The organism is Telluria sp. BA11 (assembly GCF_056680305.1).
The window spans coordinates 1,859,117-1,873,665 of sequence record NZ_CM155275.1; the positions used below are offsets into that span (position 1 = coordinate 1,859,117).

The window sequence follows — 14,549 nt, forward strand, 5'->3', positions numbered from 1 at the left end:
GCATGGCGCTCGCCACACAATGCCCCCACTGCGGCACGCAGTTCCGCGTCGCCGCGGATCAGCTCAAGCTGCGTGGGGGCATCGTGCGTTGTGGCGCATGCCAGCAGATTTTTGACGGGAACAGCGCGCTGATCGATCTGGCGGCCGGGCCTGCACCGGTTGTTGCGGCGCCTGCCGACGCGGCGGACGAAGTTTCTTCCCCTCCCGTTGACGAGACGCCGGTCGAGACGCCGGTCGAGACACTTGCCCCGGTGAGCGAGCCGGTCGCGCAGCAGGAACCAGACCCAGAACCGGCGCCGACGCCGGCATCAACACCCGAACCGGACACCCTCCCCGCACCCGAGCCAAGCCGCGAACACACGGCAGACTCGATCGGTCCGCCGACCCTGCTGCTGCGCGAATCGTCGGGCGGCTCGCCGCCGATCGTATCGAACGTGCCTGCCTCGCCGCGCAACCGCGCCGCCGAAGCACGCGCGCGCCGCGTCAAGGCCGCACCGCCGCGCATCGACGAGGCGCCCAAACCACCGCCACCACCGCCAAAGCCGAAGCCGGACATCGACGAACCCGAGTTCGTGCGCAGCACGCGCCAGCGCGAAGCTTCCAGCAAGACGAGGCGCATCGCGCTGGCCGTGGGCAGCGTGCTGCTGCTGATTGCGCTGGTCGTACAGGCGGCGTTGAGTTTTCGCGACGTGCTGGCGGCGCGCCATCCGGGCCTGCGCCCGGCCCTGGTCTCGACCTGCGCCCTGCTCGGCTGCAGCGTCAATCTGCCGGCGCGACCGGAGCAACTGGTGATCGAGACCGGTGAGCTCATCACGCTGGGCGGCAACGCCTATACCTTCAGTACCGTGCTGCGCAACCAGGGCGACATGGCGCTGGCCTGGCCCAGCCTCGAGCTGACGCTGAACGACCTTGACGACAAGCCGCTGGTACGCCGCGTGTTCGCCCCGCGCGATTACGCCGGCGCCGCCGCTGCCGCGCCCACCGGGTTCGCCGCACGCGGCGAGCAGCAGGTGCGCATCCATTTCAGGCTGGAGGGCGCAGAGCCGTCCGGCTACCACATCGCAGTGTTCTATCCATGAAAGCCTCACCATGACCAAAACCGCCCTGATCTGCGGCTCGCTCGCGTTCGACAAAATCATGCAGTACCACGGCCGCTTCGGCGACACGCTGCTGGCCGACCAGCTGCACCGCGTGAACGTGTCGTTCCTGGTGCCGACGCTGCGCACCGAATACGGCGGCTGCGCGGCCAATATCGCGTACAACCTCAAGCAGCTGGGCGGCGAGCCCCTGATGATGGGCACGCTGGGCCAGGATGGCGCCGACTACCTCAAGCGCATGCAGGAACAGGGACTCGAGACGCGCGGCATCCGCACGATCCCCGAGGCCTACACCGCGCAGTGCTTCGTCACGGCCGACCAGGACAACAACCAGATCAACGCCTTCCACCCGGGCGCGATGGAGTACTCGAACCAGAACAACGTGGCCGACCAGGGCCCGATCCGCGTGGCGATCATCTCGCCCGATGGCCGCGACGGCATGATCAAGCACGCGCGCGACTGCGCCGAACAAAAGGTGCCGTTCATGTTCGACCCGGGCCAGCAACTGCCGATGTTCTCGGGCGAAGAACTGATCACGTTCATCGGCCAGGCCAGCTACCTGGCGTGCAATGACTACGAATTCGAGATGGTCATGGACCGCACGGGCCTGAGCCATGCCGACATCGCGGCGCGCCTGGAGGCCTTGATCATCACGCGCGGCGAAGCCGGCTCGGACATCTACGCGAACGGTGAGCACATCAAGATTCCAGCTGTGACGGCCACGAACGTGGTCGACCCGACCGGCTGCGGCGACGCCTACCGCGCGGGCCTGCTGTTCGGCATCACCAATGATCTGGACTGGGCCACGAGCGGGCGCATCGCCAGCCTGCTGGGCGCGATCAAGATCGCGTCGGCCGGTGGCCAGAACCACCACTTCACGCCGCAGGAATTCGACGCGCAGTACGAGCAGGCGTTCGGTAGCAAGTTCCGTTAAAACGAAGGCGCCGCTGGCGCCGTGCATGACATAAAAAAAGGCCTCTGCATGCAGAGGCCTTTTTTACGACCGGTGATTCAAACGTAGCCGAATACCTGCCGCAGCACGAACAGCAGGATCTGGATCAACACCAGCGCCACGAGCACCGACAGGTCCATCCCGCCAATCGGCTTGACGACACGCCGGATCGGCCGCAGCAATGGCTGATTGAGCGCGTGCACGAACGGCGCCAGCGGCGCGTTCGGATTAACCCAGCTGAAGATCGCTTCGATGATCAACAGCGCCATGAAGCCGTACAGGATCCACGTCAGGAAACGGTGCAGCGCGTACAGCAGCATCGTCTCGCCGCTGGCGCCGGCCAGCAGCAGCACCGTGCTGGCCACCAGGACCACCAGGAAGGCGCCGATGAGGCTTGCCCAGTCGTAGCCGCGGGTGCCGGGCACCACGCGCCGCAGCGGCATCACCAGCCAGTCGGTGATGGTGTGGACGAACTGGCGAATCTGGTCGGGAAGACGTACGCGGATGGCATTCGTCCAGAAGCGCAGCAACAGCACCCCACCCAGCAGGCCTGCAACGATATCGACGATAAACTGAAGAATGGACAGCACGGACTCTCCTCAAAAAAAAACCGCTGTGCGAAGGATCACACAGCGGCATTGTGCCTGAAGCGCGCCCCACTTGCCATGCTGCGCAAGACGCGCGGCAGGCAGGCAGGGCGGCGTTCGCGATTACGGACGGCTGCTGGTCGGGAATGGCCAGGCGGTTGGCGCGATCACGCTTTTTGCTGCAGTGGTCGCTGACGCTGCCGGAGCGGCTGCAGGCGTGTCGCCCGCTTTCGCATCAGCCGCTGCCGGCTTGGTGGCTGCCTTCTTCGCGGCTGGCTTCTTCGCTTCTGGCTTGGCGTCGGCCTTGCTGTCCACTTTCGCGTCTGCTTTTACATCGGCTTTGACGTCGGCCTTCGCGTCGGCTTTGACTTCCGGCTTGGTGTCAGCTTTGATGTCGGCCTTGGTGTCAGCTTTCATGTCCGGCTTCGCGGCAGCTGGCTTGGTGGCGGCTGGCTTGGCGGCGACGGTCTTGGTCGCAGCGGTCTTGGTGACAGCTGGCTTGGCCGTGGCCGTGGCCGTTTTTGTAGCAGCGGTTTTGGTCGCAGCAGGCTTGGCGGCAGCGGTCGTGGTCGCGGCAGCTTTGGTCACGGCTGGTTTGGCCGCGGCGCTGGTGGTGCTCGCTTTTTTCGCGGCAGGCTTGGCAGCAGCGGTCTTGGTGACGGCCGGTTTGGCTGCGGTTTTGGTCACCGTGGCTTTTTGCGCTGCCGGCTTTGCCGTTGCTTTGGTCGTGGCCGCTTTTTTGGCGACTGGCTTGGCGGCTGCCTTGGTGGTGCCCGCTTTTGCGGTGACCGGCTTGGCTGCAGCTTTGGTCGTCGTTTTAGCGGCTGGCTTGGCGGTGGTTTTCTTTACTGCCGGCTTGGCTGCTGATTTAGCGGTCGACTTGGCCGGCGATTTCGCTGGCGACTTGGTGGCCGATTTGGTGGCCGATTTAGCAGTCGACTTGGTAGCCGATTTAGCGGTCGATTTAGCTGGCGATTTGGTAGCAGCCTTGGCCGACGTTTTCGTGGCAGCAGGTTTGGCTGCTGGCTTAGCTGCTGGCTTAGCTGCTGCTTTCTTTGCAGCCGGCTTGGCCGCAGGTTTCGCTGCTGCTTTCTTTGCCGCCGGCTTGGCTGCAGGTTTCGCTGCTGCTTTCTTTGCCGCTGGTTTGGCTGCTGCTTTCTTCGCTGCCGGCTTGGTTGCTGCTTTAGCTGCTGGCTTGGTTGTTGCTTTAGTTGCTGACTTAGTTGCTGGCTTAGCTGCTGGCTTAGTTGCCGGCTTCACTGCGGACTTGGCAGCGACATTCTTGGTTACCGGCTTCGCTGCAGTTTTAGCAGCGGTTTTGTTTACCATTGGCTTTGCTGCAGTTTTGGTGACGGTTTTCTTTACTGCCGGCTTTGCGGACGACTTGGCGGTCGATTTAACTGCGGCTTTGGCTGCAGTGGTTTTGGTCGCCGTGGTTTTGGTCGCAGCGGTTTTGGTTGCAGTGGTTTTCTTTGCAACAGGTTTCGCCGTGGTTTTCGTCGCTGGCTTGGTCACTGCCCGGGCTGCCGGTTTGGCCGCTGCCTTGGCGGTGGTCTTGGCAGTGGTTGCCTTTGCCGTGGTGGTCTTGGCGGTGGTGGCCTTGGTCGCGGCTTTTTTCGCGACTGGTTTCTCTGCTGCAGCCTTTGCGGTCGACTTCGTCGTGGACGAAGGCGCGCTCTTCACTGCTGCCTTTACAACTGTTTTTTTAGCGGTTGCCATTTTAATTCTCCTTCATCTGCGATGAGAAATACGCTCAGGGTTTAAAACCCGCCAGGTCGTTGTTGACCGGCGAGTTATTCATCGACGCAAACCGAAGATCGATATGCGTCAATGAATCCGGCACCGGCTGAACTGCTGCAACTCCTCACAGTTGCAGCGCTTCAGCCAACGTCGACAGGCCACCGTTCCAGCGTCGTCACAGCGCTACCCTTGCGGGTGCGAAAAGAAAAAGCCGCCTTGCCTGAGCAATTGGTCAGGCAAGGCGGCTTGTTCTTTTCGCTTCGCTTCCGTGCATACTGTTTGGTTCAGCGCCCTATTATTCGATCGATTTGCCCGATGCCCGCGACAATATCACATCTTCTCGATTTGACAAATTCAATCGCGTAAAGTACGTGCTTTCTTTGTGTGTGCGCAACCGAGAATCGGAAACAAGCCGCGCAATATGATCGGCCAAATAAGCAAGCGCGCCTGAATTGACGGGGATTCTGCAAATGGCGCCGAATTCACGCGCGCCTTTCAACCCGCAGTTGAATCGATTCACAGATCGAACGGTCCGAACCAATAGATACTGTCGATGACGCCGCCGCGTTTGGCAATATAGGCCAGTCGAGTCTGGCAATTGACGAATACCGAATGGAACGAGCCATCCAGTTGCCGCGCCATTCGCTCCACCGGGTGGCTACCGAGCGGCACCAGGTAGACGGATCGCGGCGTCGCATCCGCCGGCGTGCCGGCCAGGGGTGCGACCACCATCTCCTTCGCCATCAGATCGAAACCGTGGTTGGTGACGCGGGCACGCGCGCCATCATCCAGGGCTAGGCACGCCGCATCGCGCGGCGCGCCGTCCACGTAGTCTTCGAGAACCAGCGTCGGCTTGACCGCCGTGGGCGGTGTGCCGGCACAGCCAGCCAGCAAGGCCGCGCCACAAAGCGCCAGCCTGAAGGTATGCGGAATCATGAAAGCCCCTGCCAATAGGAGATGCCCATCCTAGCGCATGCGCGGTCGCTTGTGCACGCGCGTGTCCAGGTCGCGTCAGCGTCCCGGCGCCACGCGCCACAGCGTGCCGCCGGCATCATCGACCACCAGCAGCGCGCCATCGCGCGCGACTTCGACTGCCGCCGGCCGGCCCCACACATCGCGGTCGCTGACCACCATGCCGCTCATGAAATCCTGATACTGCCCGGTGGGCACCCCGTTCTTCATGAACACGCGCACGACCTTGTAGCCGGTGCGCACGCCACGGTTCCACGAGCCGTGCAGCGCCACGAACACATCGCCCTCGTACTCCTTCGGGAACGCACCCGTCGCACCTTTGGGCGCGTGATACACCACCATGCCCAGCGGCGCCGAGTGCGCCTGCAGCAGCACGTCCGGCGTGATCGTCTTGCCCTTCAGGTCGGGCCGGTGACCCGCCAGGCGCGGGTCTTCGTTGTCGCCGATGTAGTACCACGGCCAGCCATAGAAACCGCCCTGCTTCACGCGTGTGAGGTAGTCCGGCGGCAGGTTGTCGCCCAGCGCATCGCGCTCGTTCACATTGCACATGACGTCGCCCGTGGTCGGCAGCACCAGCAAGCCAACGCAGTTGCGCAGACCGGTCGCGAAGGTGCGGCGGTTCTTGCCGTCCGGGTCGAACGCCATCACGGTGGCGCGGTCCGTCTCGACGCCCCAGGCGCCGCCCACGCCGTGCTCGCGCTCCCACTGCGCCAGCGGCACTGGCGGCGTACGCCCGATGTCGGCCGCGACGTTGGTGGCCGAGCCGATCGACAGCAACAGGGTCTTGCCGTCCTTCGAGAACGCCAGCGTGCGCGTCGTGTGCCCGCCGCTGGTCTCGGACAGTTCGGCAATCACGACCTCCGGCGCGGCGCGCGCCGTCAGGTCGCCATTGCGGTACGGGATGCGCACCACCGAATTGACGCCGGCCACATACAGATACTGCGGATTGGCGCCGCTCGGCCAGAACGCCATGCCGTACGGACGCGCCAGGCCAGTGGCGAACACGCCGGCGCTGTCAGCCTTCCTGCCATCGCGCGAGCGCAGCACCTTGATCGCGCCGGCGCCGGTCGCGGCCAGGAACACATCGCCATTCGGCGCGCGCAGTGCCACGCGCGGCTTGTCGGCGTCCTGCGCAAACACGCTGACCGTAAAGCCGGGCATCACGGTCGGCAGCGTGCCGTTGGGCCGTGCCTGCACACGCGCGCTGTTGCCGGCGCTGTCCGTCGCAAATGGTGCGGCCAGGTCGGTCGGCTTGATGTGCCAGATCTTGCCGGGCTGGTTCTCGGTCCAGGCGCCGGCGCGGGATGCAGGTTGTGCATCGGCCTTTGCAAGGGCTGGCGCGGCGGCGGCAGCTGCAGCGCCCTGCAGGCTGGCCAGGTAGTCGATCAGCGCGCCGCGCTGTTTTGCGTCCGGTACGCCGACCGGCATCATCGTGCCGGGCACGCGCTTGGCCGGGTCGAGCAGGAACACGTCGAGTTCGTCGCGCGTCCACACGGTGCCGCTTGCGCCGGCCTTGGCCAGCGCCGCCGAATAATTGAACCCGGCGATACCCGCCGCCTTGCGCCCGACAACGCCGAATAGGCCCGGGCCAGCCAGCTGCGCCATCCCGGTATCGACCGTGTGGCAGCTGGCGCAGTTGTTCTGGAAGATGGTGCGGCCCGTGGCCACCTGGGGCGCAGCGTGGACGACTGAAACTGTCGCCAGGCCGGCGAGCATGAGGGCGGGCAGCAGCGTGGTGTGGGCGTTCAAGGGTGTCTCCTGGTCAGGCTTGAAAGATCGCCATCATAGGGTATGCGCGCCGCTACGTCGCGTCGAGAATCGCCTGGTAGTCGCGCAACAACGCTGCCCGCCGCGGCCGGAAACTGGCACCCGTTGGCGCGAGCGTCGCGATGCGCTCGGCACGGAACATGCGAAAGTCCTCGCGCAGGCAGCAGCGCGCCAGCACGACCAGCATCCCGTCGAGATACACAATGGCCAGCGGCCAGATGGTGCGCGTGCTGGCCGCGCCGTGGCGGTCGCGGTAATCGATCGCCAGCGCCTCTTCGCGCCAGCAGCAGGCGCGGATCGTGGCCATGTCGGGCAGGCTGGAAAAGCGCTGGCCGAAACGGTGGACCTGCGACACCGCATGCAGCAGGTGCTGCTGGCCGAGCGACGGCAGGGTTGCCGCCACCTTGGCCAGCACCGCGTCGGCCGCACTGGCCAGCGCCGGGTCACCCATCTGCCGTACTTCGGCCAGGCCGAGTGTCAACGCTTCGATCTCGATGCGGCTGAACGTGTGCGGGCGCAGCGTGCCGTCGTCGACCAGCGTGTAGCCAAAACCGCGCTCGCCGCCGATCTCGGCGCCACCCGCGCGCAGGGTCTCGATATCGCGATAGACCGAGCGCACCGAGACGCCGGTGTCGTGCGACAGCTGCGCCGCCGTCACGGGGGGCGGCAGACGGCGAAGTGCATCGAGCAGGCGAAACAGGCGCTGTGGGCGGGACATCGGCAACTGACAAAAAGTGGCAGGAGGGATTGCTATCGTAGCACCTGTCTTCCAACCCTCATCAGGAGTTCTTCATGTCCGTCCAGGCAGTCACCCATCTCAACTTCCAGGGCCAGGCGCGCGCCGCGCTGGCCTTCTATCAACAGGTCTTTGGCGGCCAGCTGATGCAGTTCACTTACCGTGACGCGGGCCGCACCGCAAACGAGGCAGACCTGGACCTGATCGTCTGGGGCCAGGTCGAGGCGCCCAACGGCTTTCGCATCATGGCCTTCGATGTAGCGGCTGACAGGCCGTGGCACCAGGGAGAGAACGCGTTCTACGTCTCGCTGCGCGGGGACACGCAGGAAGAAATCCAGGCCCTGTGGGACAAGCTGGTCGACGGTGCGGCGATCGTACAGGGACTCGCGCCCTCCAGCTGGTCACCGATGTACGGCATGGTGAAGGACCGGTTTGGCATCGCGTGGGTAGTCGATGTGGTGGAACACGCCCGCGTCGCCTGACGCGCAAACAACAAAAAAGCCCGGCTGATCCAACGCCGGGCTTTTTGTTCGTGGCTGACGCAGGGCGATCGACGCCCCCGCATCAATCCCAGCTCAGCGTGCCGCCAGTCTGGTACTCGGTCACGCGCGTCTCGAAGAAGTTACGCTCTTTCTTCAGGTCGATCATTTCGCTCATCCACGGGAACGGGTTTTCTTCGTTCGGGAACAGCGGCTCGAGGCCGATCTGCACCGCGCGGCGGTTGGCGATGAAGCGCAGGTAACCCTTGAACATCGGGGCGTTCAGGCCCAGGACGCCGCGTGGCATCGTGTCTTCGGCGTAGCGGTATTCGAGGTCGACTGCTTCGATGAACAGGGCCTTGATCTCTTCGCGGAATTCCGACGTCCACAGCTGCGGATTTTCCATTTTGATCGTGTTGATCACGTCGATGCCGAAGTTCACGTGCATCGATTCGTCGCGCAGGATGTACTGGTACTGCTCGGCGGCGCCGGTCATCTTGTTCTGGCGGCCCAGCGCCAGGATCTGCGTGAAGCCCACGTAGAAGAACAGGCCTTCCATCAGGCAGGCAAAGACGATGATCGACTTGAGCAGCTTCTGGTCGTTTTCTGTCGTGCCGGTCTTGAATTCAGGGTCGGTCAACGTGTCGATGAACGGGATCAGGAACTGGTCCTTGTCGTGGATCGACTTGACTTCGTTGTAGGCGTTGAAGATCTCGGCTTCGTCCAGGCCCAGCGACTCGACGATGTACTGGTAAGCGTGCGTGTGGATCGCTTCCTCGAACGCCTGGCGCAGCAGGTACTGGCGGCACTCGGGGGCCGTGATGTGGCGGTAGGTGCCCAGCACGATATTGTTCGCGGCGAGCGAGTCGGCCGTCACGAAGAAGCCCAGGTTGCGCTTGACCAGGCGGCGCTCGTCTTCCGACAGGCCGTTCGGGCTCTTCCACAGCTCGATATCGCGCTGCATGTTCACTTCTTGCGGCATCCAGTGGTTCGCGCAACCGGCCAGGTACTTGTCCCATGCCCATTTGTACTTGAATGGCACGAGCTGGTTCACGTCGGTCTGGCCGTTGATGATGCGCTTGTCGTCGGCGTTGACGCGCTTTGCCACTTCGGCGGCAGGCACGATGGCGAGGCCGGCGTCGGCTTGCGGAGCGCTTGGCGCGCTGGTTGGTTCGTCGTCCCAGTTAAGCATGGTGGTCCCTTCTGTGGTGCGCTGGCGCAGCGACTGCGGCCGGGGCACGTTGATGCATTGGTTATTCGTGTTGTCGGCGACTGGCGCCGTTGTGTACTTGCCGGAGGGCGAGCCGGCCTTGCAGGCGGCTCGCCTCCCTTACTACATTACTGGCAGGCTTCGCATTCCTCGAAACCGTCGTCGCCCGGACGCAGATAGCAGGCGGCGCCGTCTTCTTCTACTGCTGCCGTCGCCGTATTGGCCGCCGGTGCTGGTGCCGGAGCAACCGGCGCTTTCTCGCCAGCCGACAGGCCACCGGACAGGCCGCCCGAGACCGACACGGCGTTCAGCGCGCCGGTGCGGGTGGTCGACTTTTCCAGGTGCGTCGCGGCGATCGTACGCAGGTAGTACGTGGTCTTCAGACCGCGCAGCCACGCCAGCTTGTAGGTTTCGTCCAGCTTCTTGCCCGATGCGCCAGCCATGTAGATGTTCAGCGACTGGGCCTGGTCGATCCATTTCTGGCGGCGCGACGCAGCGTCGACCAGCCACTTCGGCTCGACCTCGAATGCCGTTGCGTACAGGTCGCGCAGGTCTTGCGGTACGCGGTCGATTTTCGACAGCGAGCCATCGAAGTACTTCAAGTCGGCGATCATGACTTCGTCCCACAGGTCGCGCGCCTTCAGGTCGCGCACCAGGTACGAGTTGATCTCGGTGAATTCACCCGACAGGTTCGACTTCACGTACAGGTTCTGGAACGTCGGCTCGATACAGGCCGAGACGCCGATGATGTTCGAGATCGTCGCGGTCGGGGCAATCGCCACGCAGTTCGAGTTGCGCATGCCGAACTGCTTGATGCGCTCGCGCACCGGGGTCCAGTCCATCTTCGACGACGTGTCCTGCTCCAGGTACTGGCTGCCACGTTCGTCGGCCAGCAGTTGGATCGAGTCCTGCGGCAGGATGCCGCGGTCCCACAGCGAACCGGTGTACGTCTCGTAACGGCCACGCTCTTCGGCCAGTTCGGTCGAGGCCAGGTAGGCGTAGTAGCAGACCGCTTCCATCGACGTGTCGGCGAACTGCACCGCCCGGTCTGACGAGAACGGAATGCGCATCATGTGCAGGCAATCCTGGTGGCCCATCACGCCCATGCCGACCGGACGGTGGCGCAGGTTCGAGTTGCGCGCTTTTTCGACGGCGTAGTAGTTGATGTCGATGACGTTGTCCAGCATGCGCATCGCGGTGCGGATCGTCTTTTGCAGCTTGACGTGATCCAGGCCATCGCCCTTCATGTGCTGCGGCAGATTGACCGAGCCCAGGTTGCAGACGGCGATTTCATCGGCGCTCGTGTTCAGCGTGATCTCGGTGCACAGGTTCGACGAGTGCACGACGCCCACGTGCTGCTGTGGCGAGCGGATGTTGCACGGGTCCTTGAACGTGATCCATGGGTGACCGGTTTCGAACAGCATCGACAGCATCTTGCGCCACAGGTCGAGCGACTCGATCTTTTTGAAGACGGCCATTTCGCCGCGCTCGGCCTTGGCTTCGTACGCCAGGTAGGCTTGTTCGAAGGCCTTGCCGGTCAGGTCGTGCAGGTCAGGCGTCTCGGATGGCGAGAACAGCGTCCAGTGCGACTTTTCCATCACGCGCTTCATGAACAGGTCGGGAATCCAGTTCGCCGTGTTCATGTCGTGGGTGCGGCGGCGATCGTCGCCCGTGTTCTTGCGCAGGTCGAGGAATTCTTCGATGTCGAGGTGCCAGGTTTCCAGGTAGGCGCAGACAGCGCCCTTGCGCTTGCCGCCCTGGTTGACCGCGACGGCCGTGTCGTTGACCACTTTCAGGAACGGGACCACGCCCTGCGAGCGACCGTTGGTGCCCTTGATGCGCGAACCGAGTGCGCGCACTGGCGTCCAATCGTTGCCCAGGCCACCGGCGAACTTCGACAGCAGCGCATTCTCCTTGATGGCGTCGTAGATGTCTTCCAGGTCGTCGCCGACGGTGGTCAGGTAGCACGACGACAGCTGCGAGCGGCGGGTGCCCGAGTTGAACAGCGTCGGGGTCGAGCTCATGAAGTCGAACGACGACAGCAGGCTGTAGAACTCGATGGCGCGCGCTTCGCGGTCGTCTTCACGCAGGGCCAGGCCCATTGCCACGCGCATGTAGAACGCCTGCGGCATTTCGATGCGCACGTCGCGCACGTGAAGGAAGTAGCGGTCATACAGGGTTTGCAGGCCGATGTAGCCGAACTGCAGGTCGCGGTCGGCGACGATGGCCTTGGCCAGGCGCTCGAGGTCGTACTTGCCCAGTTCTTCGTCGAGCAGCTCGTTGGCGATGCCCTTGGCGATGTATTGCGGGAAGTAGGTCAGGTATTCGGCGGCGGCGCCGGCTTGCGCCACTTCGCGGCCGAAGACTTCCTTGCGGATCGTGTGCAGCAGGATGCGGGCGGTGACCTGGCTGTAGGCCGGGTCTTTTTCCATCAGCGCGCGCGCAGCCAGGATGGCCGACTTGTGCAGCTCTTCGACCGGCACGCCGTCGTACAGGTTCTTCATGGTCTCGGCCAGGATCGCGTCGGCGTCGACGTGCTTTTCGAGGCCGGCGCAGGCGGCGCCGATCAGACCGATGACGGTGTTGATGTCCAGCAGGCGACGCTCGCCGCCATCGACGACGTGGATCTGCGGCGCGACGACGGCGCCACCGCCACCGGCGGCTTCTTTTGCGGCGCGGCGCTCTTCCATGCGCTTGGCGCGGTACAGCACGTATTCACGCGCGACATCGTGTTCGCCCGAACGCATCAGCGACAGCTCGACCTGGTCCTGCACGTCCTCGATGTGGAACGTGCCGCCGTTCGGCTGGCGACGCACCAGCGCGGTGACGACGTTGTTGGTCATCTGCTCGACCAGCTCGCGGATGCGCGCCGACACGGCGCCCTGGCCACCGGCGATTGCCAGGAAAGCCTTGGTCATCGCGACCGAGATCTTGTGTGGCTCGAACGCCACCACCGAACCGTTGCGGCGGATGACGCGGTAGTCGCCACGGGCGACGATGTCGGCCGGGGTGGTGCCGGCGGGCGCCGATCCTGGGGTGACATGTTGGTTGATCGAACTATTCTGTGCTGTTTGCATTGCGCCTCCAGGAGCGGTCGGACCGCCGTTGTCTACGTGGCAACCGTCTTGCCGTATTGCGCAAACCCGGTCCGTCAACAAATTAAAAAACGATGCCCTGCCAGCCGGTGGCCTGTGGTGGCAAACCAGAGAAGCAGGGTAAGAACTAGTAAATATTGCGTGTCGACAAGTGCTTAACTAACCGATCGATGGATAAGTTTGTGTGCAACTTGTGGACAACGTATGAACAACTCGCCGCAGCCCGCAATCCTGGTGCCTTTTCAGTCACTACCACTATATCTAGTGCCGGGCGTTGATATCAGACTAATTGTAGTACCTCGTTTGCGGTACAGGCAAGCAAATAAATGTCCAAAATTTTCAGTTTTATCGCGTGCGAGCCTTGACTTTCGAGAGTCGCCATAAGGACGGGGAGTACGCGGTAAGCGACTACTAACCTGAAAAAACTGTAGGGAAATGACCGGGCGCGCGGGTCCGCCGCGCGGCCGCAGACCGGCCGTCAATCGTCCGGCGCGCTGATGTCCAGCTTCTGCATCTGATAACGCAACTGGCGGACACTGATGCCGAGCAGGCTGGCGGCCTGGGTCCGGTTGAACTGGGTTTGCTGCAGGGCGCGGCCGATGATGTCGCGTTCGACCTGCTCCAGGTATTCGGGCAGGTTGCCGGGCAATTCGGCGGGACCGACGCCCGGCGGCGCCGATACCGTTGGCGCGGCCGGCGCGACTGGCGCCGCGGCAACGGGCGGCGTGACCGCCGGCGGCGCCAGTTCCGCCCGTGCCGGTTCGATCGGCCGCGCCGCCTTGAGCGACAGGTCGCCCACTTCGATCACGCCATCGTTGGCAAACGCCAGCGCCCGCTCCAGCACGTTTTCCAGCTCGCGCACATTGCCGGGGAACGAATACGCCCGCAGCGCGTCCAGCACCCCGGCTCCGAGCGTGGCCTGCCCTGCCCCGGCCAGGCGCTGCAGGATGCCGTTCACCAGCGGTGCCAGATCGTCCAGGCGCTCTCGCAGCGGCGGCAGCCCCAGCTCGATCACGTTCAGCCGGTAGAACAGGTCTTGTCTGAACTTGCCCGTTTCGACGCAGCGCGCCAGGTCCTGGTGCGTTGCGCTGATGATGCGCACGTCGACCGGCTCCTCGACCGTCGCGCCGATCTTGCGCACGCGCCGCTCCTGGATCGCGCGCAGCAGTTTCACTTGCATTGCCAGCGGCAGGTCGGCCACTTCGTCGAGCATCAGCGTGCCGCCGTTGGCCGCCTGGAAGAAGCCGTCGCGCTCGTCGGACGCGCCCGTGAACGCCCCCTTGCGGTAGCCGAAAAATTCGGCCTCCATCAGCGTTTCGGGAATCGCGCCGCAGTTCACGGCGATGAACGGTTTCGCGGCGCGCGAGCTCTGGGCGTGGATTTCGCGCGCGGCCAGCTCCTTGCCGCTGCCGGATTCGCCCGTGATCGAGATCGGCGCCATCGAGCGCGCCAGGCGGGCGATCTGGGCCCGCAATGCCGCCATCGCGGGCGAGCTGCCGATCATGCGCGAGTCGGGCGCCGCGCCGTCACCGAGCGCCGCGCTTTCGGATTGCTTGAGCGCCGCGCGCACCATCACGCGCAGTGCGTCCAGCGCCACCGGCTTGGCGATGTAGTCGAACGCACCGGCTTTCAGCGCCACCACTGCGTTTTCGGCGCTGCCGTAGGCGGTGATCACGGCCACCGGCGTACCCTTGCCGGACGCGCCGATTTCGCGCACCAGTTCGAGGCCCAGGCCGTCCGGCAGGCGCATGTCGGTCAGCACCAGCGCGTAATCGCGCTCGTCGAACAGCGCGCGCGCCTCGCGCAGCGTGGCGGCGCTGTCGACGTCCAGGCCCATCTTGAGCAGCGTGATCTCGAGCAGCTCGCGCAGGTCGGCCTCGTCGTCCAGTACCAAAACGCGCGGCGCGCTCATGA

The 14,549-nt window shown here is 64.2% G+C and carries 12 protein-coding genes; 4 read left to right on the forward strand and 8 right to left on the reverse strand.

What is annotated here, in order from left to right; genetic code table 11:
• Nucleotides 1–2 precede the first annotated feature (2 nt).
• Both AC1MGT_RS08095 and AC1MGT_RS08100 read left to right on the forward strand, forming a co-directional pair.
• On the forward strand, nt 3–1,079 hold the full coding sequence (locus AC1MGT_RS08095; RefSeq protein WP_499503763.1) for a DUF3426 domain-containing protein: 1,077 nt from the start codon (nt 3–5) through the stop codon (nt 1,077–1,079).
• 10 nt (nt 1,080–1,089) lie between these two features.
• Nucleotides 1,090–2,031, forward strand: a complete 942-nt coding sequence (locus tag AC1MGT_RS08100) for a carbohydrate kinase family protein (protein WP_499503764.1) — start codon at nt 1,090–1,092, stop codon at nt 2,029–2,031.
• A gap of 77 nt (nt 2,032–2,108) precedes the next feature.
• On the opposite strand, the gene AC1MGT_RS08105 is transcribed toward AC1MGT_RS08100, so the two are convergent.
• Both AC1MGT_RS08105 and AC1MGT_RS08110 read right to left on the reverse strand, forming a co-directional pair.
• Nucleotides 2,109–2,639, reverse strand: coding sequence for a YggT family protein (locus AC1MGT_RS08105; protein WP_343026094.1), 531 nt, complete (start codon nt 2,637–2,639; stop codon nt 2,109–2,111).
• 120 nt (nt 2,640–2,759) lie between these two features.
• Nucleotides 2,760–3,323, reverse strand: a complete 564-nt coding sequence (locus AC1MGT_RS08110; RefSeq protein ID WP_499503765.1) for a histone — start codon at nt 3,321–3,323, stop codon at nt 2,760–2,762.
• Here AC1MGT_RS08110 and AC1MGT_RS08115 point away from each other — a divergent pair.
• On the forward strand, nt 3,292–4,380 hold the full coding sequence (locus AC1MGT_RS08115) for a hypothetical protein (protein WP_499503766.1): 1,089 nt from the start codon (nt 3,292–3,294) through the stop codon (nt 4,378–4,380). The two genes, AC1MGT_RS08110 and AC1MGT_RS08115, sit on opposite strands and share 32 nt — an antisense overlap.
• A 512-nt stretch (nt 4,381–4,892) precedes the next feature.
• On the opposite strand, the gene AC1MGT_RS08120 is transcribed toward AC1MGT_RS08115, so the two are convergent.
• From AC1MGT_RS08120 to AC1MGT_RS08130, 3 genes are all read right to left on the reverse strand, one after another.
• The gene (locus AC1MGT_RS08120) at nt 4,893–5,312 is read right to left on the reverse strand and encodes a hypothetical protein (RefSeq protein ID WP_499503767.1); all 420 of its coding nucleotides are present in this window, start codon (nt 5,310–5,312) and stop codon (nt 4,893–4,895) included.
• A 75-nt stretch (nt 5,313–5,387) separates the two neighbouring features.
• The gene (locus tag AC1MGT_RS08125; protein ID WP_499503768.1) at nt 5,388–7,097 is read right to left on the reverse strand and encodes a PQQ-dependent sugar dehydrogenase; all 1,710 of its coding nucleotides are present in this window, start codon (nt 7,095–7,097) and stop codon (nt 5,388–5,390) included.
• Between the two features lie 52 nt (nt 7,098–7,149).
• The gene (locus AC1MGT_RS08130; protein ID WP_499503769.1) at nt 7,150–7,833 is read right to left on the reverse strand and encodes a helix-turn-helix transcriptional regulator; all 684 of its coding nucleotides are present in this window, start codon (nt 7,831–7,833) and stop codon (nt 7,150–7,152) included.
• A gap of 74 nt (nt 7,834–7,907) precedes the next feature.
• Here AC1MGT_RS08130 and AC1MGT_RS08135 point away from each other — a divergent pair, with 74 nt between their 5' ends.
• Nucleotides 7,908–8,333, forward strand: coding sequence for a VOC family protein (locus AC1MGT_RS08135; protein WP_499503770.1), 426 nt, complete (start codon nt 7,908–7,910; stop codon nt 8,331–8,333).
• A gap of 82 nt (nt 8,334–8,415) precedes the next feature.
• Here the strand turns inward: AC1MGT_RS08135 and AC1MGT_RS08140 are convergent, their stop codons facing one another.
• The 3 genes from AC1MGT_RS08140 to AC1MGT_RS08150 form a co-directional block, all read right to left on the reverse strand.
• Nucleotides 8,416–9,522 (reverse strand): ribonucleotide-diphosphate reductase subunit beta, encoded by a 1,107-nt coding sequence (locus tag AC1MGT_RS08140; RefSeq protein WP_499503771.1) that lies wholly within the window; start codon nt 9,520–9,522, stop codon nt 8,416–8,418.
• Between the two features lie 146 nt (nt 9,523–9,668).
• The gene (locus AC1MGT_RS08145; protein ID WP_499503772.1) at nt 9,669–12,617 is read right to left on the reverse strand and encodes a ribonucleoside-diphosphate reductase subunit alpha; all 2,949 of its coding nucleotides are present in this window, start codon (nt 12,615–12,617) and stop codon (nt 9,669–9,671) included.
• A gap of 496 nt (nt 12,618–13,113) precedes the next feature.
• Nucleotides 13,114–14,547: a sigma-54-dependent transcriptional regulator gene (locus tag AC1MGT_RS08150; protein WP_499503773.1), complete on the reverse strand. Its 1,434-nt coding sequence runs from the start codon at nt 14,545–14,547 to the stop codon at nt 13,114–13,116.
• Between the last annotated feature and the right edge of the window lie 2 nt (nt 14,548–14,549).